At 62.3% G+C, this 20,093-nt stretch carries 8 protein-coding genes; 3 read left to right on the top strand and 5 right to left on the bottom strand.

What is annotated here, in order from left to right:
- Window positions 1-123 precede the first annotated feature (123 nt).
- Window positions 124-1,164 carry an AraC family transcriptional regulator gene (locus AC193Q_RS04660; protein WP_095666761.1) on the bottom strand — a complete coding sequence of 347 codons (1,041 nt, stop codon included), beginning with the start codon at window positions 1,162-1,164 and terminating at the stop codon, window positions 124-126.
- A gap of 210 nt (window positions 1,165-1,374) precedes the next feature.
- On the opposite strand from AC193Q_RS04660, the gene AC193Q_RS04655 reads away from it, so the two are divergent.
- The 3 genes from AC193Q_RS04655 (at window position 1,375) to AC193Q_RS04645 (ending at window position 3,044) form a co-directional block, all read left to right on the top strand.
- Window positions 1,375-2,322 (top strand): SphA family protein, encoded by a 948-nt coding sequence (locus AC193Q_RS04655; protein WP_121185105.1) that lies wholly within the window; start codon window positions 1,375-1,377, stop codon window positions 2,320-2,322.
- A 253-nt stretch (window positions 2,323-2,575) separates the two neighbouring features.
- Entirely contained in the window at window positions 2,576-2,770 is a 195-nt protein-coding gene (gene relB / locus AC193Q_RS04650) for a type II toxin-antitoxin system RelB family antitoxin (protein ID WP_095136765.1), read from the top strand.
- Complete coding sequence (locus AC193Q_RS04645; protein ID WP_483879220.1) at window positions 2,676-3,044, top strand: type II toxin-antitoxin system RelE/ParE family toxin; 369 nt, start codon at window positions 2,676-2,678, stop codon at window positions 3,042-3,044. Before relB ends, AC193Q_RS04645 begins: the two co-directional genes overlap by 95 nt.
- Before the next feature lie 48 nt (window positions 3,045-3,092).
- Here AC193Q_RS04645 and AC193Q_RS04640 read toward each other — a convergent pair whose 3' ends face one another.
- The 4 genes from AC193Q_RS04640 to gspE all read right to left on the bottom strand — a co-directional run bounded on the left by AC193Q_RS04640 (window position 3,093) and on the right by gspE (window position 20,011).
- Window positions 3,093-15,584 carry a filamentous haemagglutinin family protein gene (locus tag AC193Q_RS04640; protein ID WP_121185101.1) on the bottom strand — a complete coding sequence of 4,164 codons (12,492 nt, stop codon included), beginning with the start codon at window positions 15,582-15,584 and terminating at the stop codon, window positions 3,093-3,095.
- 203 nt (window positions 15,585-15,787) lie between these two features.
- Entirely contained in the window at window positions 15,788-16,900 is a 1,113-nt protein-coding gene (locus AC193Q_RS04635) for a substrate-binding domain-containing protein (RefSeq protein WP_121185099.1), read from the bottom strand.
- 490 nt (window positions 16,901-17,390) lie between these two features.
- Window positions 17,391-18,605, bottom strand: coding sequence for a type II secretion system inner membrane protein GspF (gene gspF / locus AC193Q_RS04630; protein WP_121185097.1), 1,215 nt, complete (start codon window positions 18,603-18,605; stop codon window positions 17,391-17,393).
- Complete coding sequence (gspE, locus tag AC193Q_RS04625; protein ID WP_121185095.1) at window positions 18,605-20,011, bottom strand: type II secretion system ATPase GspE; 1,407 nt, start codon at window positions 20,009-20,011, stop codon at window positions 18,605-18,607. Before gspE ends, gspF begins: the two co-directional genes overlap by 1 nt.
- Window positions 20,012-20,093 lie beyond the last annotated feature (82 nt).

The raw sequence follows: 20,093 nt of genomic DNA, 5'->3' as shown, positions 1-20,093 counted from the left end.
TGCGCGGGAGTTTACCTGTAGCCGGAGATTTTGTGGGGGCTCTGAAAGTCAAAAGATCGCAGCCTTCGGCAGCTCCTACACCGATCCCTGTAGGAGCTGCCGAAGGCTGCGATCTTTTGATCTTCAGAGAGTTACGATGCTCTCCTGCCGCCACGCACTCGGGCTCATCCCGGTCCAGCGCTTGAACGCCCGGCGAAAACTGCGCACGTCGCTGTAGCCGACTTCTTCGGTGATGCGTTCAATCGGCATGTCCGGATTGGCCAGCAGACTCAGGGTCCGCGCCTGCCGCACCTGTTCCAGCAGCGCTTCGAAGGTCAGTGCGTGCTCGGTGAGGCGCCGGCGCAAAGTGCGGCTGCTCATGTTCAGGTCGCCGGCGATTTTTTCGATATGGCTGCCCCGGCTCAGGTCCCGGGCAATCGCCCGTTCCACCGCCTGAATCAAATCGAGTTTCTGGTGCACCTGCGCCGCTTCCAGCTCCAGCAAGGCAACCGCCTGGCGCAGCGCCAGCGAATGATGATTGGGCAAGTTGACGTCCAGCCACTGAACATCGATCAACATACGATTGTGCAGACAACCGAAACGCACATCGGGCCCGAGCAAGCGGTGGTATTCGCTCAGGTAATCCGGTGCGGCATGCACAAACTCCACGGCAATCGGCTTGAATTCACTGCCGGCCAAGGCCCGGCCATACACCAGCAGGCTGGCAAAGAATTCTTCGACGGCGAACACCTGAACCTCGGCGAACGGCAAGCGGCACTCGGCGTCGAGGTGCACCTGATCACCCGCCACATCGACGCTGGACACCACGATTCCGCCGGAGGTGTGCTGATGGCGGATGCCGAGGGCAAAGGCATCGCGCAAGGTCTTGCACAGCGACAGCACGTGCCCGAGCAGCCCCAGCGTACCCAGCACATTCTGCGCGCCGACCCACAACCCCAAACCCTGATTGGGCAACACTTTGAGCGCGCGCTGAATCATTGCCACAGCCTGGCGATAGGAAATCCGTTGCGCCGGATCCTGCAGATCATCGAGGGTGAAGCCCAGGCCACGGCACAGGCTTTGGGGGTCGATGCCTTTGTTGTGCACGACTTCGGCGAGGGTTTGCAGGAGAAACGGCGAGACCAGCGCCAATTCGAAAGTGGGGTCTTGGACTTTTACGTTCATGGGGACTGACATTCCGGATCACGCTTGATTGTTATTTTTGTTACCGGTTATGTCGAAGGAAGTTAGCACAGGGTTGGCCGACTGTCCGCAGAAGTCCCCCTAACTGTCCGCCAATACCCTGCCCCGTCGGGCCTCTAGCGCTTATTTCTATGGTGCCGGACGTTTCGCGTACCGGCGCCACGTCCCACCACAATAATAATGAGGACAGCCATGAGCCCGAACCGCGCCACTTTTCCCTTGCGTCTGGCACTGACTTTGCTCGGTTGCACCGCGTCCTTGTCGGCCCTGGCCACCGAAGCCGGCGTCGACAACATCGGCCCCGGCACCGACGGGTTCTTCATGCTGCCGCTGGAAGTCGACAGCCTTCCGGAGAACATGGTCGCGTTCAACCTTTACTACAACCATTACAAGTCGACCAAGCTCAACATCAGCTCGTTGGGCGGCAAGGTGCCGAATGTCGACATCGAATCCACGGCGGTCATTCCGCGCATCGATTACCTGAGCCCGGTACGCGTGTTCGGTGGACGCCTGGCCGGCTACATCGCCCAGCCCTGGTTGAAGCAGGAAGTGTCGGTATTCGGTCTCAGCGATACCCGCGAAGGCATGGGCGACACCACGATTGCACCGATCATCCTGTGGGACATGGGCAAGCACCTGACCCTCGGCGCCGCCCTGGAAATCACGGTGCCCACCGGTGAATACAGCGTCGATCGGCTGGCCAATACCAGCAACAATTTCTACACCTACAAGCCGCTGTTCTCGTTCACCTGGCTGCCGACCGACAAGACCGAGGTGTCACTCAAGACCACCTACAGCTTCAACGAAAAGAACAAGGACACCGACTACAAGTCCGGACAGATTTTCCACTTCGATTATTCGGCCAGTTACAAGATCACCGACGATGTGATGCTCGGTATCAACGGCTATTACCTCAAGCAGACCACCGACGACAAACAGTACGGCCACACCGTGCAATTCGCCGGGCAGGAAGTGGACGACGGCGTGCGCGGCCAGGTCTTCGCGATTGGCCCGGCGTTGCACTTCACCTTCCTCAAATACGCCAGCGCGGAGATTCGCTGGGCCAAGGAGTTTGACGTGGAGAACCGGCCGGAGGGGGAAATGTTGTGGGCGAAGGTGAGTATTCCGTATGCGTTCTGAGTGCATTTGTAGGAAGGTGCGCGCGGATTTGTAGGCTGGAAACCTGAAAAACAGAGTGGAGGAATAGGCCTACAACGGCGGTCGAGATTGCCGGACAACGGAGGGAAACGTCCGGCAGATTCCAAAGGGGCGCTTGCAGATACTGGGCTTCGTTATCCCATAGTTCTTCGAGAGCTCATGGGGTACATCGTCTGCCAGTGACGACAATGGGCCATCCCCCCTTAAACTGCTGAGATTGATCACGGAGATCACTATGAGCTTATTACTTTCCCCGTTTTACTCTGACTTCGAATCCGAAGAAGAGGCAGAGAGCTACGATCGCTGGTTTCGTGCCAAGGTGCAGGAGGCACTCGATGACCCCAGCCCTGGCATTCCTCATGATGAAGCTATGGCAATGCTTGACCAGATGCTGGAAGAGATGCGCAGGAAGCGCCGCGCTGCTGCTTGAATGGAGCGATCAAGCTCTGAACGATCTGGCTGACATTATCGATTACGTTGAACAATACAATTCCAACGCTTCAGTGGCTCTACAGCACAAGGTTGGTGCAGCAACGCAAAGGCTTTCATCAATCCCCTATGCTTACCGGGCCGGTCGAGTGCCAGGCACTCGGGAAATGGTGGTCAATCCGAACTATCTGCTGGTCTATCGAGTGAACGGGCGCATCAAAATACTGACGTTAGTCCACACCCGACGACAATACCCACGAACCTCATCAACATAAAAAAAGGGCGGCCAAAAGGCCGCCCGAAGCGTACTACACGAGAGTCCTTTACAACGTCAGCTGCCCCCGTTCCTCCTCGGTCAGCTGCTGTTTCGCCTGTTCATCCAGCGCCCCGGCGCCCAGCACCTGCACCGGGCTGTCCGGGTTGTATCCGGTCGTCGGCGCACGGCTGGCGCCATCGCGGTTTGGCGCCAGTTGCTCGTTACCGAAACTCAGCACCTGCACGGTGAACACCGAGGCCTGACTCTGCCGTGCTGCCGCCTGCTGCTGGCGCGCCACGTCCTCCGCAGCCTGGGTAGCCGACGATGCCGCGGAACTGGCCGAGGTGATCGCGCCGGTATTCACCGAAGCCACCACCGGTACGCCACTGGTCTTGCCCTGCACCGCGATGTTGGCGGCGTTGACCACGGTCAGCGCGGCGATGTTGACGTTGCCCGAGACACGAATCCCCGCCTCGCCCGCATCAATGGTGCCCAGCGGCGCGATCAGGTCGATGTCGCCGGGGGCGACTTCGGCAATCGGGTTGAGTGTGGCGATACCCGCACCGGTGCTCGGCACCGATGGTGACAGGGTCACGTTGCCCCAAGTGTCATAGACGCGTTTTGGCGGGGTGTAGACCACGGTGGTTTTCGAGCCGCGACCGGCGTTGATGTCGCCCTCGGCCGACCAGCCGAGGATCGAGCCGCCGAAGGTCGTCATGATCCGGCTCTGCCCCAGCAGAATGCTGCCCTGCGAGTAGAGCTGAATGTTGCCCGAACCCTGCGTAATGATCCCCGCCGTGGACGGTGGCGCCGCGCCTTCGATGCCGAACACCTGACCGCCGCCCGGCGTGAGCATCTGGATGTCGCCGCCGAACAGGGTCTTGACCCCGGCGCCGCCGTACAGCGTGATGTCGCCGTCGTAGCGGATCGGATTGCCCGCCACATCAGTGCTCGGGAACAGCGCCGCAATGGCGTTGCGACCACGCAGGTAACTGCCTTTGCGCGGACCATCGACGTCGTTGTATTCCAGGCCACCGGCGCGCAGTTCGGCGAAGTACACCTGCCGCGCAAAGATCGCCTGCTCGGCACTTGGCAGCGCGGCATAGAAAGCCTGTGCCTGCTCTGCGTTGCCGCTGAAGCCGTAGCCGAGGGTCAGCCAGCTCTGCAACTCGTCGAGGTAGGTCTTGACCACCTTGCCCGGCTGGCTGTTGAGAGCGGCATCCGGATTGGCAAGGTTCTGCGGGCTCAGGTAACGCGCGATGAACCTTGTGTAATCCGGCCCCTGCGCGCCCGTGCCCGCCTGCAATACCACGCTTGCACCGGGCTGCGTATCCCCGGCCACTATCGCGCCGAGGCTGGTAATGCTGGCGCGATTTTCCATCAGGATGTTGCGCCCGGCATTGATATCCAGCGTGCCAGGGCCGGCGATATCGAAGCTGCTGTAGAGAATGTCGCGACCTGCCGAGACGCGCGATACATCTCGCACGTCGTTATGAACGAACAGGTTACCGGTCGAGGTAATGCCCTCCTGACCGACGCCCATTTCCTCGGGCTGCACGGCTGTCGGTTGGCCCAAGTGGGTTCCGGATGCCACGATGTCACGTCCGGCAATCATCCAGACAGGGCCTGCTGCTTCGTACCAAGTGCGTTTCGAGGTATCGAAACTCAACGTCTCGCCACTGCGTACCCCCACCAGATCGCCGGTCAGGGCATAGAACCGTGCGGGCCCCTGCACTTCACTCAAACCGGAATAGCTGTCGGGCCCAAAAGCGAACAATGGATAACGCGAATTACCTTCCGGTTTAACACCGTCACTGCCGTAATTGCTGTTGAGTGGCTTGTTGGGGTTATTGCCGGCAAAGGCCAGGAATGACGGCCTGAACGGGGTGGCGATGGCTAGCGGACTGGCACCCGACTGATTGATCGCATAGCCGCCGGCGTAGATCGAGTCCCCGGCCAACAGTTCGAGTTGTCCGGATGTCGAAGGGGCCAGTAACAGTGAATAAGCGGTTGTCCGTGACAAGTCACGCTCGCTGTAAGCCGCCGATGGCCCGGCATAAATCGCCCCCTGCGCCGCCACCGCCCGAAGAATCGACGGGTACACAAAACGTCCATCGGTGGGCGACGAGTTGGCGCCGCTCACAGGGGATAGATTGGCCTCGGTCTCGGCCAATTGAGTACTCGGCGTGAGATTGCCTCCAGCGGAAAAAAGATTGATGGCGGTGTGATCAGTCCACAGCGAGAAGCCGCTCAGGATGCCACCAGTGCGGATATTGCCGTTGTCATCAAGCAGTGGCGTGGCATTGAGCAGGCGCACACGTCCGGGATCTGCCGCACCGCCCAACACCAGGTCTCCACGGGTACTGAGGCTCATGCCCGAGTCGCCGGGAATCAACACCAGGCCACCGGAGGCGTTGCTGGTCGTCGAGGTGAACGGATCCAGCGGTCGGGTTTCACGGACATCATGCAACTGCGAGCTGGCACCGTATTGCAGATTGAGGCCGCCCAGCGCCCCTCCGGTCAATTGCGCCGCACCGCGCAAGTTGATCAGTGCGCCTTGCAGGTCGTGCCTCGGCGGCTGAGTCCCGCTATCCCCGGCCCGCGCTTGCAGCGATGGGTTGAATGCGCCGCCAATGCGAATGTCCATATCGCCACCGCCAGTCATCTGCACGCTGCCATCGTCGGCGACACGCCCGGTGCTGCCCACGGCAACGATCAGCCCTTGGCTGCGCGGATAATTGACCGCATCGCCCAACGGTCTGAGCATCCCGGCGTCGCCACCGGCACGCAGGCTGATGTTGCCGCCGCCCAGGGTGCCGAACCCGGTGAAGCCCACCAGGTAAGGTTCGGTATTGCCGTCAGGCGTCATCAACCGAGTAGCGTAACTGCCAAAGTTGATCCACCACGCTGTGGGCACATCCGGGTTGCCCGTGCCTTGGCGCCACAGCCAGTTACCCATTGCCACACTGGCGATCTGTTCGCGGAAACCGCCATTCACCGATTGTGCTTTTGTGCCGACGGAATCACCGGAAACCGAGCCACCGGCATTGATGTGCAGATTGCCACCCAATTGCGGATACCAGGCCTGATAGAGGCTGTCGCTACCGCCGTTGACCCACTTTTCATAATCGGCACCAGCGGTGCCCAACACCGAGTTATTGTCCGAGAGATGCCCGCGTTTCTGGTTATACAACGGGTCGACATTCGATGACTGTGTACCGGCGGTGTACACGCCGAAAGGCGAATCCATGCTCAGGTTGCCGGCAGCCATCAGATCGAGATCGCCAGTACCGGTGCGCAGAACACTGAACATCTGCGTATGGGCCTTGGCCGTTTTCCCCGGATTGTTGCCGATGCACAGCTCTGGCTGCAGATCACAAATGAATTGAGCCTCCTCGGGAACCGGTTCGTAGTCCGGCCCCATTCCGCTACCTGGCGCCCAGACCCAGCGGGCCATGGGTACGCACAAGTCGGCAATCTGCTGACAGTACTCGAGCATGTCATCAGGGACCGGCTCGTAGGGGGTAAAGAAGGGATTATCCGGAGCCCAGACCAGCTTGCCCGCCGCCGTGGTGATGTTGACGCCGTAATGACTGTCCGCCAGCCGCAGATTGCCTTCAGGGGTCAGCGGTTTGACCGCACGGCTGTCGGCCGCAGCAAGATCTGCACCGGCGACCACGCGCATCGACCAGGAGGCACTGCCCGACGGCAGCATGCTGGCCAGCGCCCAGTTCTTGCCTTGTTGTGTGCCGTTGAACGGGCGCAACTCGATCAGCGAAGTGCCTTCGGCGAGCTTCACATCGGTCATCGACGGAATCAGCGAGCCGCGCAACAAGGCCAGTTCGCCCTTTAACTTCACCCCGGAGAACGTAGTCAGGTCTGCATCGTAAACGCTGGGCAACGGCACTCCCTTGGGCCAGTTCATTGCTTGCAGGGCGGTGGCCTTGTTCAAACGGATCCCGGCACCCAGGCGTGTGTCGGCAGGCAACGTCACACTGTCGCTGAGCAGCGTACCGGCGGCGTACAGCAGATGACCGCTGCTGTCGTGGATCGCCCCCGCCAGCACGGTGCCGGCGCTGAAGGTATACGCTTCACCCAGCACCGCCTGAGTCGGCAACAACGTGCCACTGGCCAACACTGCGCCCTGAATGGTCACGTCGTAATTGAGCGTGACGCCGATCGGGAACTGTGTCCCTTCAGCCAGCGAAACACCGCTGCCCGGCACGATCAGATCGCCACCGAACGGCTGCACACCGGCAATCAGTTTCCAGCCGGCATCGTCCTGGGTTTCCGGTGGCGGCGCGAAGCCGTCGTTGATGCTGCCGTAAATATCGAGGTTGCCACCGGCACGAATCACCAGGCTGCCCGCTTCCCCGGAACCATATACGGAGGGGTTCAGCTGCGTGTGCGGATTGAGGCTGACATAGCGATAACCCGAAAGGTCCAGATCGCCCTCCACCACCAGATCACCGTCAGCCGTCTTGCTGGCGATCTCCACACCGGGCCGCAGATGGAATGCATCGGCGTAAGTGGCGTTATTCAGCCCGGCGAGTTTGCGTTGCAGCAGATCGTTATTGCCCAGTGCGGCGTTGATAAAGTCAGTGCTGTCGCCATGAATGCGTTCGAGCATGGCCTGATCGGTGACTTGATACGGCCGGCCACTGACCGCCTGATCGACACCCTCGCGGGCATCGGTGTAGCGGCGCATACCGTTGAGGCCGATGGAGCGTGCGCCCTGAATGGTCAGCGCACCGCTGGCGTCGATGGCGATGTCATTGCTGCCAAGACGCGGCGCGTTCAGCTCCAGCGTACCGCGCAGCATTCCATCGTGCTGCCCGGCGAGGACACCGGGCACGGCATCGGTGCCGTGACGCAGGTCGATGCGCGCACCGCTGCCCAGCGTGAGCAAACCATCGCCGGAATTCAGTTCGACCGTGGCGCGGTTGGGTGCATCGATGATCTTGCCGTAGCTGTCGACACGCAGCACGCGACCATGGGCATCGAGCACGCTGCTGCCAGCCAGGGTCAGGCCATTTTTCGCCGACAGGCGAATGCTGCCGACACGCTCGCCGCTGGCATCGATCAGACCGGCCACCGTCAGGCTGCCATTGTCCACCGACACATTGACCTCACCGGCCTTGAGACCGTCGCCGATCACCAGGTTGCCTTGTTTGAGTTGCAGGCTGCGGCTGCCGTAAACCTGCCCGGCATTCAAGCGCTGATTGAGCGCGGCGAACTGCTCGGTGGCGTCACCGCCCAGACGCTGCGCGCGAATGTCCACGCCAGCGGCCCTGTACGGAACCAACGTGCCGCCGGCGTCGTAATAACCGCTGCTGCCGCCGGCAATCTCGCCTTGCAGATCGACCGTCCCGGCCGCATCGGCCAGTGCGATGACGCTGAGGTTACCGGCCTGATTGTTCTTCGCCGACAGATCGATCCGCGAGCCCGCAGCCTGACGGATATTGCCGTTGGCGCTGTACAGCGATACGTCGCCGCCCCAGCTGTACTTGCTGACATCGTTGAACGGCAAGGTCCGCCCGGCCATGTCCAGCACGGCACGAGTGCCCAGCGTCAAATCGCCCTCGGACTTGACGGTCAACTTGCCGCTGGCCAAGGCGATACGGCTGTCCAGTACGATGTCGCGGGCTTCAAGATTCAACTCCGCACCCAAGGCATTCGCCAACCCGGCAGTCCCGCCGCCGCTGAGCGTCAGGCTGTTGCCGGCTTTCAACAGGCTGACCGAAGCTGCTTCACCGGTGAGCAACGGCGTGCGCAGGTTCAGATTGCCGCCGCTGTAGCGGTAACCCTTGAGCGGATCGTAAGCGCCCTGCTCCTGATACACCGCCAGGCTGCCCTTGTGATTGGCGGTGATGCGCTCGCTGGCGCTGAGGTTGACGTTGGCAAAACCCAGCGCCAGACGATTGTTCTGATCCAGCCCGCTGGCCTGAGGCATCGGGCCGTAACCCAGCTCGATCCGCTGGGCCTGAATATCCAGCGTGCCGCTGCCCGTACCGGCGCCACCGGTGATGACGCTGCCAGCACTTTGCGTTGCGCCGTTCCAGATCAGGTTGGCAGTACGAATGCTCGCCACATCGTTGGCATCGCCCAGGCCGTAGATCGCCGGGGTGACCAGCAGCAGGTTCTGCAGTTTGCTTTGGCCGGTCTGCGGATCGATTGTGTCGAGGCTCACGCTGCCGTAGAAATTGAAGGCATCGCGGGTGGTCAGGCTCAGGGTTTCCAGGGCCGGCGCGGCAAACTGCGTATCACCGCGCAGCAAGCGGTCGAGTACGTTCTGGTTCAGCGTTAGACCGGCGGGCACACGGCTGCCTGCCGCCGCCAGCGCTTCGGCGCTGCCGGCATTGACCGCACCGACCGACAGTGCCAGATGACGGGTGCCGAAACGCACCGCTTCACCGAGTTCGAACTGGTTATCGGTGGCGGCAGTGATACTGCCGTTCGAATAGAGCAGCGCCGGATCATTGCAAGATGACGTGACACACACGCCAATCCGGATGCTGCCCGCGCCACTGATGCCGCTGGCCGCTGCCGGCGCCAGCACATTGGTCCAGCCGTTGGACACTACCAACAGGCTCGAGGCTTGCGGCTGGTAGAGGTAGCCGGACGTTGAATCGAAGGCCACATTGCCACGCCCCAGGGTGTTGATCCCGGCGCCCGCTTCGACCGTGATGCCACCGGTGGTCGAGGTGGTGCGCAACACGACTTCCGGCGCAGACAGGATGGCCCCTTCACGCAGCGTGATGTTGTCCGAGGCCCCCAAAAACTTGATGATGTTGCCCGTCGTGTTGTAAATCACCTCCGGCAGCGCACCGAGCGTCAGACGTCCGGCATTGAGGTTGTTCAGCGTGTCGGCGTACACCGACACGCCACTGAAACCCGGCGTCGGCGCATGCCCCGCAGCGAGCACCTCGAACTCGGCGCCGGCGTAACCGCCGCGTAATGCCGCCGTGCCGATCAGCCCACCCTCGGCGGCATCAAACAGCGCTCGCCCATCGAACTGCAACGCAGTCTCTTGCTTGCCCCCCGTGCTCAGGCGCAGATCGAGCACCTTGCCGTCCATTGGCGCCAACGCACGGGGCACGCCACGCCGGGCGGCATCGCTGCGGATGAACTGGGTGAACGACGTTTCGTTGTACTGCGAGTAACGGCGCAACACCTCAGCCGACGTCAGGATCACCTGACTGGCCAGACTGTCGCGCAGTCCGGTGTTGGCAATCGACATCTGCCCGCTGCTGGTCCACGAACCGTTGCGCAGTTGCAACGCTGCCGTCGTCGCAGCCGGCGTCGCCTGACCGTTGACCTCGACCCGGAATGCGCCCGGCAACAAGGCAAAGGTGGATGGCAGCAGCGTGTAAGTCCCCGCCGCCAGCCCCGGCACGCCGGCGCCAATAGTGACCTGCTGGCCGATGCGCGGATCGACCGCTCCGGCTTCGGCCAGGATCGGCGCGTAACGGCTCTGATTGCCCGGCACGATGGCGTAGACCGGATTACTCGCCAGCCCCGGCAGACTGAAGGTGCCATCGGTGGCATTGCGCACCAGCGGATTGAAGCGCGCATCGGTAGAGCCGCCGCGCCCGGAAATGAAACCGGCGCCGCGAAGATCGCCACCGCCGGACAGATCGATCAGCGCACCGTTCTGCACCTCGATGTATTGCCCACCGATCGCCACACCGTTTTTATCGCCCGTGATGCCGTTCAACACCACCGATTTACCGTTGTAGAGATAGTCGATGCCGTCCGTGGTGCCGCCGTATGGCATGACCAGACCGGCGCCGCTGACCGACGTGGTGCTGCCCGACAGCAGTCGAACCTCATGACTGGTGGTCTGCAAATCGTCACCCAGAACAATCTTGCCCAGCGGGGCCCGCACCACCCCGCCCTGCTCGATGTACGCCGCGGAAAAACTCAGATTGCCGAATACCGAATACGGCACCTCAGCGGGTGCCGCACCGTGGCTGCTGATCCGCAGCGTATGGTCGGACACCGCAACGGCGCCCTGATAGCCAACGCGCACTTCAGCCTGGACATCACTGGCGGGATAGATTTGTGCAGCACCGAGGTTCAAGTCACCCGGCGTCCACAACCGGGTTTTTTCGGCACCGTCGTTGGGCGCGAGGAAACGCAGATCGCCACGACTGTCGAGGTTCACCAGGCCAAATGCCCGTCGGCCATACGCAACCGCCGGCGCGCCGAGTTGCAGGATCGAACCCTGTGTACCGAACGACAGGCCATTGCCCACATCCAGCAGGTCGGCTGATGCGTTGAAGGTCGCGTCCGACAATTGTGTCGTCGGATTATTGGTCAATCGCGGCCGTATCAGGCCAAAGCCGGCGTGGTAAGTGCCCACGCCGGACAGACGCAGGTACGGCGCGCTCAAATCGACGCGGGTCGTACTCGCGGAGGCGTCGGCCAGCGACAACGCCCCGGCGTACAGCGTCAGGCTCTGGTTCATGTGCAGATTGACGTCGCCGTCAAACGACAGCAAACCGTTGCTCAACAGGCTCAGGTTATCGAAGCCGCCCGCCATCAGGCCGTCTGCGCTCAAGCGCGTCTGACCGTAGCGCAGGCCAGCGGCGCCCTCGCCCGGACGCAGATCCGGCGCGAGCGGTTTGTCCGCAGGTGCCTGGCCAATGATCATCTCTCGCGGCGCCCGCACGGCATTGCTTGCCGAGTCAACGTACAGCGGTGTCTCAAGCGCAATGTCCAGACGACCGCCGGCAGCCCCGACACCGCCCGCCGCTGCACGCAGGTGGCCCTCAAGGAACAGGCCGTTGTAGGAGCTCAGGCTGATCCGCCCGCCGTCGGTTGCGACGCGGGTCGGCCCTTGGCCGGCGATATCCAGAACGGTCTCGCTGCCGGAAGCCTCCAGCCGAGCGCCTTCACGGACGATCACATAAGCATCGGCGGCCGTGGCAGTGGCCAGTTTCGCATCGATTTCACCGCCGATGATGATGCTGCCACCCTTGGCGACCTGACCGTAAGTGCGGCCCAGCGCATCGACTGCCGTATTGGCGCGTCCGGCGACATCCAGCACAGCCTGTTCACCGATCCAGATGGAACGGTCATGTGCGCCCGGATCGGCCACGACAATGGAGGTCGCCGGCTTGTTCGAACCGAACTGTTGCTGACGGATATCAATCGTGCCGCCCCAGGCATTCAGCTCACCTTCCACGGTGATCTGCCCGGCACCGCGCAGTTTGATGCTCTGCCCCGGATCGACGCTGATCCGCGAACCGCGGCCCAGGGTCAGGGGGCTGTTGGCGGCATCGATCAAACCGATCAGGCTGGCCCCGCCCTGCAACGTCAGGCTGGCGCCGGCGCGTTGGGTCAACAGGCCCTTGGTCGGGTTTTCCTGGAACAGCGTCGGCGTCCACAGCTCCAGTGCCGTTTGCGGATCGACACCACTGACCTGATTCGGCGCGGCATCAGCGAAACGGTACACCGGCATGTGCACATCGATCGCCGTACCTTCAGCAACGTCCAGCCCATTCAGGCCAATCAGGTTGTAGGCGGAAAAGCCCTTGCGCAACAGATCGGCAGACAGCTGCAGGGTATTGTCGGCCAGCGCCTTGTCGGTCTGACCGATGAGAATCCTGTTGGCCTGCACCGTCAGCGTGCCGCCGCCCGTGACACCGTAGCCACGCAGATCGCCCGCAAGGTTCAGGTGGGTTTCACCGGGCGCCGAAATCGCACTGGATTGCAGCGTCAGGTCGCCGCCCTTGCCACCCTGGGTCTTGCCGTTGGCCAGCACAGCGCCACCGGAGGAAACATCGAGCAGACTGCCCGCGCCAAGGTCGATATCGCCGCTGCTGCGGATCGATACCAGGCCACCATTGAGAGACGCCAGGCTCGCACCGTCATCCGGGTTGCTGCGCAGGTTGCTCCATACACCACGGGTATCGAGTTGCACACCGTCGGCCACAGTGACTTGCGTCGCCTTGCCGACCTTCGCCGTTAGCCGAGTGTCAGCGGTATCGCTACTGAGAAACTGATTGAGCACATTGCCCAGACGCAGGCTACCGCCACGCGCGGTCAGGTCGGCGCCGATCTGCACATCCGGGGAATACAGGGTGATGTCGCCACCGTTGTCGACCGTGAGCGCACCGTGAACGGCAATCTGATCCTTGGTCGAAACCTTGAGCGCACCGAGGTGGAATCCGTTGAGCAGATCGTTATCGAGATAGAGCTTGCCCTTGCGGGCATCGGACACCGCGCCGGTCAAATCAAGATCATTGCCGGCGGCCGGGCGCGTGCCACCGATCTGCACCTGATCGAGCAAGGGATTGAGGGTGTAGAGCAGGCCATTCGACGCCGCGACGAAGGTCGGGTCGTAACTGCCGACGATCAACTGCGCCCGGCGGGCCAGCGCGGTCTGGCTCTGCTGATAGCCGTCGAGCAGCGGTTTCGGCGCCTGATTCTGCCGTTCGCCCTGATACACCTCGCCGATCATCTGCCCGTCAAGCACGGCGCTGGTCGTGGAAACCACCAGTTGCCCGGCATCGCGGCCCACGGTGTAACCCGACTCGAAGCGTGAGCGCGGAGCAATCAGCGGGCTGTAGTAATAGCTAGTCTGACCCCAGCGTTCGCTGCTGTCTTCATAGCCTTTGTACAGACCGGTGTAGAGCAGATCCCCCGGCGCGCGCGACACTTCATACAACTTGCCGTCGGCGCCACGCAGCCAGCTCTGGCGGATCTCGCCGCTCTGCACATCCAGGGTGCCGCCGGACAGGTTGATCAACGAACCTTTTTCCGTGACCACGTCGTTGCCGGCAAAACTCACCGTGCCGCCCTGAGCCATCCATTCGCCGACGCTGTGCCCTTGGGTGCCCAGATAACCGCCGACTTCGAGCAAACCGCCCGCCGTGTACCAGCGATCCGTGGCGTAGCCGTTGGTGCCCGCCGGCACATACACCAGCTCGCGCACATCGACCCAGATGTCATTGCTGTTGAGCGCGCCTTTCTCGCGGTTGACCGACGCATCACGCTGCTCGTTACCCTGCACGTTGATCTTGATGCTGTTGTTTTCCATCGCCACTCTGACGCCGAGGGCACCGGACACATCGATCATTGCACCGTCACGCACCAGGCTGCGGCGTTGTGCATTGACCGCAACTTGGCCGCCAGTGGCCAGGGTGATCGAACCGCTCTGGAACTCGACACTGCCACCGCTCTGAATCTCGACGCGTGACTGATCGCCACGGATCCGGTTATTGGCCGTGACGCCCGTCAGCGCGGCCTGATGCTGACTGTCGAGGGCGGTCATGTCGCTGCTGTCGAGCATGATCGCCGTCGCACTGCCCTGCCCCAGCGTGACGCTGCCGCTGCTGTCGGTGCTCGGGTTGGTGAGGTGAATCGTGCCCCGCGTCGCCACTGACGTGCTGGCGAGCAATACGCCGTTTTGCACGACCTCGTGCCCCGTCAGAGTGATGTCGCCGGTGGCAGACTGGATCAGTCCGTTGTTAGTGACTTTGCCCGCAACGGCACCGGCCTTGAAGCCCGGAATGACTTCGCTGCCGAATGTGCTGGACAGCGCATTGCCCTCGGTGCCCGAGCCCTTGCGGATGTAGAAACGGTCGCCGGCCGCCAGCACGGTCTGGCCCTTGACGGTGTTGATGCTGCCGTCGTTCTGCACTTCATTGCCGAGCAGCAAGGCATACCCCCCGGCAGCGGTAGACGATGCCGGTTTGTGGGTGTCGATGGAGGCACCGCGTTCCACCAGCACTTTGCCAGCGGCATCGGTGAAGGTTGGCTGAGTGCCGGTGCTGTCGAAGTACAAGCCACGATCACGGAACTGGATATCGGTGATGTTGGCGGCAGCGGCCACCAGGTTGCGCACGTTGACCTGGCTGCTGCCGCTGAACACGATGCCATTGCGGTTGATCAGCATCACCGTGCCGTCGCCCTTGATCTGGCCCTGGATCTGGCTGGCCCGGGCATTCGGGTCGTTGACCCGGTTGAGCACCGCCCAGTTGGACTGTTGGGCGAATTCAACGGTGGTGTTGCGGCCGACGTTGAAGGTTTCCCAGTTGAGGATTGCCTTGTCGGCGGTCTGCTCGATCTTCACTGTGGTCTTGCCGTCGGCCTGGGTCTGTTGCGGGCCCTTGGCGTTCTGCCAACCCTGGGTCAGGCTGTTATCGACTTTCAAACCGCCCTCGCCCAGTCCGTCCGGTACAAACTGTACCGTGCCCAACGCAGCAGCGCGTCCGGCCGCCTGCGCCGCTTGTTGCGCGGCAATCGCGGCGACGGTGTTGTTTAGGGTCTGGATCGAACGCTGCAATTGCGCATTGGCTTTTTGTTGCTGGGCCAATGGCGGTGTCATCCCCGGCAATCCGCCAACGCTCGGACGCGCCGCTGCGGCCTGCTGCGCCGCACCTTTGGCAGCAAACCAGCCCGAGCTGAACGCCGTCTGCGCCTGCGCGCTGCCCGCCACCAGACACAACGCCACTGCGTGCGCCAACGGCTTGAGCAACCACAGCGCCGGCTCGACGGTTTCACGCTTGGAGGACAGAACGTTGGTACGACGGGATGGGCGAGCGAGCATCACTACGAGATCCTTTTTGATTGCCACACTTGGGTTGCCAAAGATGCCGCAGGCCTGCAAAAACCTGCTGTTACGACATAGGCCGTTGGCGAGGGGCGCGACCGAACGGATGTCACACAAACTTCATGTTCGGCGTGTATTCGAGCCAAAAAAAATGACGGCAACCCCAAGGTTGCCGTCATCGGTGTTACGACCGCGCGAGCTTACAAAGGACGGCCGATAGCGTTGCAGACGCTGGCGTTGTTGATGTCCAGGTTGTTGCCCGACGTGTTGGTGATGAAGTTGGCGGTCACAGCAGTTTTCCAGGCGTTAGGCACGGCGACGAACTTGTGGGCCTGAGTCGCAGTGTTGTTGCCCGGGTTGCTGTAGTGCTGAGTCAGGAAGGCTTTGACGTCCGCGGCCACGGCTGCATCCTTGTAGCACTGACCGAAGATGAAGTTGGTGTAGGCAGCCAGTTTGTAACCCGAAGCCGGGTTAGCCACCACGGGCGACCAGTTGGCAGGGTTTGCAGCCTGGGCCGGGGTCGAAGGAGCCGACACCGACGACAGTGCCAGGGTGACGTTGAGCGAAGTTGGCTGAACGCCGTTAATACGAGCAACAACAGCGTTGCTGGTGGCGTCGACACCGTCCGGACCGACATAACCGATCGAGCCGTCAACCGCGTTCACGGTAGTGGCGACATCAGAAGTGTTGGCGACGCCGACCCAGTTCGACGGCAGTGTCGAACCGGCTGGCAGACGCGCGTTGGTGAAGGTGGAGCTGGTGGCGAACTGAGTCGGGCAGACCGAGTTCAAGTGACGGCTGAGGATTTCCGAAGTGCCGCTGGAAACGTTGCGGTACACAACGCGAATCGGCGTGGTGTCGGTCGTGCCGAGCAGCTGGCCCCAAGTGGTCTTGGCACCGGAGAACGCATCGCACAGCTGAGCGCTGGTCAGGTTCAGCGCGGTCTGGCCGGCTTTTTTGTACGGGATGGCAACCGAAGTGGCCACCGAAGGCAGTTGAATCAGCGGGCCGTACGAAGCGCCGTACGTGGTGTTGTAGGTGCTGATTTCCGAAGCGCTGAGGATCGAGTCGCTACCGGCGAAATGCACGGTGCCGGTGGTGCTGAAGCCGGCCGGGTTGTTGGTCAGGAAAGCGGTCTTGCCGGCACCGCTACCCACGGCGGCGTAGCTGAAGTTGGCAGGCAGGATGCTGTCGGCCGAACCTTTGTACAGAGCGGCTGGCAGCGTGGCGCCACCACCGGTAACGGCCATGGCCTGGGCGGAAGCCAGAGCGGCGACGGTCAGGGAAGCGGCGATCAGAGTGCGCTTGAACATGAAGAATCTCCTTTTCAACGATGGTTGTGAACACAGGTTTTCAGGGGTCTTGCATGACACTGGGAAGACTCACCGCTGACCTTCGCAAGCGGGGTCCGTGGTTAAGTCGCAATGAAAAATTCGCAGGTTCCGGTGACAGATAAAGGAAAAAACCTCGGGAGCTGCGCGGGGATTTTCCGACGGTTTTCTCGGGTGTTTGTGAGGGATGGCGCGGCGTCTGGATCGTGGGTTTGGCTGAAACTGGCTGCAGCCGTTGCGGGGTGGTTGCAGATGACAGAAAGGAGAACCCGAGGATGGTTCTTTTGAGGGTCGGGTGATGCTGAAGTCCTGGTAAAAAAGTCTGAGTTATTTGTTGTGCTGCATGGCCCTATCGCTGGCAAGCCAGCTCCCACAGGTTTTGATGTTGTGACGCAGGTCGCATTAACAACACTGCCCCCTGTGGGAGCTGGCTTGCCAGCGATGGGGCCCGGGCAGACAACATCAATCGCAGCTACTGCACCAACTGGTTGATCTCAATGATCGGCAACAACACCGCCATCACAATCACCAGCACTACCCCACCCATCACCACAATCATCAGCGGTTCGAGCAACGCGGTCATGCCCATCGCCCGCCGTTCGATATCGCGCGACAGGGTTTGCGCCGCGCGTTCGAGCATCGGCGGCAGGGCGCCGGTTTTCTCGCCGCTGGCGATCAGGTGAATCAGCACCGGCGGAAACACGTTCTCCACCCGCAGCGCCGCCGCGAGGTTGACCCCTTCGCGAACCTTGGCCGTGGCGTCGCTGACACTCAGGCTGAGTCGATCATTGGATAACGTCTGCCGCGCCGCCTCCAGCGCGCGCAGCAATGGCACCCCGGCACCGCCGAGAATCGCCAGGGTCGAGGCGAATCGCGCAGTGTTCAGGCCCAACACGAAACGCCCGATCAGCGGCAATTTCAGCACCCGATGATGCCAACTCAAGCGCGCCGCCGGATTGCGCAGGTACAGGCGCCAGCTCCAGAACGCCCCGGCCATGATCGCCGCACACAACCAGCCCCATGCGCGAATGAAATCACTGGCGGTGAGCATCGCCAAGGTCAGCCCCGGCAAGTCCTGCCGCGCCTGGGAAAACGCACTGACCACCTGCGGCACCACATAGCTGAGCAGGAAGATCACAATGCCGATCGACACCAGCCCGACCACACCGGGATAGATAAACGCGGTGAGAATCTTGCCGCGCAGGTTGTTGCGTTCTTCGATGTAGTCGGCCAGCCGCTCCATGACCTGCGCCAGATCACCAGATTCTTCCCCCGCAGCGATCAACGCGCGGTAGATCTCCGGAAAATCCCGTGGCCGTGCGGCCAGCGATTCGGCCAGACGCATGCCGCTGCGCACGTCGGCACGCACCGCGCTGAGGGTGTGGGCGATGTGTTTTTTCTCGGCCTGCTCCACCGTCGCGCTGAGCGCCGCCTCCAGTGGCAGACTGGCCCCGAGCAGGCTCGCCAGTTGCCGGGTGGCCCAGGCCAGGTCGTTGTCCGACATCCGCGCACTGAACAAGCCACTGCCGCCGCCATGCTGGGCGACGTTGTTTTCCTTGTGCACCGACAACGCGGTCAATCCACGACTGCGCAACACGCCGAACGCAGCACCTTGGCTGTCCGCTTCCAGGTACCCGGACTCGATCTTGCCGGTGGCGTCGGCGGCTTCAAAACGATAGCGATTCATCAGGCGTCCCGGGTCACACGGAGGATTTCTTCAGGCGCAGTGGCGCCGCTGCGAATCCAGCGCTCGCCGTCCTCACGCAGGCTGAACATCCCGGCCTTGGCCGCTGCCGCGCGCAAGGCCTGTTCCCCTGCCCCTTGGTGAATCAGGGTGCGGATGTCGTCATCGATGCAGAACAATTCGTGGATGCCGGTGCGGCCGCTGTAGCCGGTGTGATTACACGCCGCGCAACCGACCGGGCGCCATGTGCCCGGCGCTGCCGGGTCTTCCTGTTTGCACTGATTACACAGCCGTCGCACCAAGCGTTGCGCCAGAACGCCGAGCATCGACGATGCGAGCAGAAACGGCTCGACGCCCATGTCGATCAAGCGGTTGACCGCCGACACCGCGTCGTTGGTGTGCAGCGTCGCCAGTACCAGGTGCCCGGTGAGCGAGGCCTGCACGGCGATTTGCGCGGTTTCCAGGTCGCGGATCTCGCCGATCATGATGATGTCCGGGTCCTGACGCAGAATCGCGCGCAAGGCCAGGGCGAAGGTCATGTCGATCTTGGCGTTGACCTGAATCTGGCTGATCCCCGGCAGGTCGTATTCCACCGGGTCTTCGACGGTGAGGATGTTGCTGGTGCTGGCATCGAGACGCGCCAGCGCGGCGTAGAGACTGGTGGTCTTGCCGCTGCCGGTGGGGCCGGTGACCAGCACGATGCCGTGGGGCTGGCGGATCAGCTGATCGAGCTTGGCCAGCACCTGTGCGTCCATGCCCAACGTTTCCAGATGCAGGCGCCCGGCCTGCTTGTCGAGCAAGCGCATGACAACACGCTCGCCATGCCCGGTCGGCACGGTGGAGACGCGAATATCAATCGGCCGCCCGGCCACCCGCAGCGCGATACGGCCGTCCTGCGGCAAGCGTTTTTCGGCGATGTCGAGCTGGGCCATGATCTTGATCCGCGACACCAGCGCGCCGTGCAATGCCTTGCGCGGCGACACCACGTCGCGCAGCGTGCCATCGACCCGGTAGCGCACCACCGAATGGGTTTCGAACGGTTCGATGTGAATGTCGCTGGCCTCATCGCGCGCGGCCTGGGTGAGCAAGGCGTTGATCATGCGGATCACCGGCGCACCGTCCTGGGTGTCGAGCAGGTCGGTAATTTCCGGCATGTCCTGCATCAGGCGGTCGAGGTCGACTTCGTTTTCTGCCGCACCAACGACCGCCGCCGCACTGCCGGTATCCGCGTAAGCCGTGGCGAGCAGGCCGTCGAGTTCGTCGTCGCGCACGCGCCGGAGCGACGTCTCACCGAACTGCCGCCGCACCTCGCTGATCGACCAGCCGGGGGTCGATGGGCATACGGTCAGCACACCGTCGCACAACAGAATGCGCTGGGCCTTGGCCCAGGCGTAGGGAAGCGAACTCATCTACACCCTCCCCCCATGGCATTACATTCCCGTGTAGGAGGTGCCGCAGGCTGCGATCTTTTGCTTTTAAAGATCAAAAGAT

Source organism: Pseudomonas sp. F2 (genome assembly GCF_057174385.1).
Note: the sequence above shows the minus strand (reverse complement) of the source record. Positions and strands in the feature narration are given on the sequence as shown.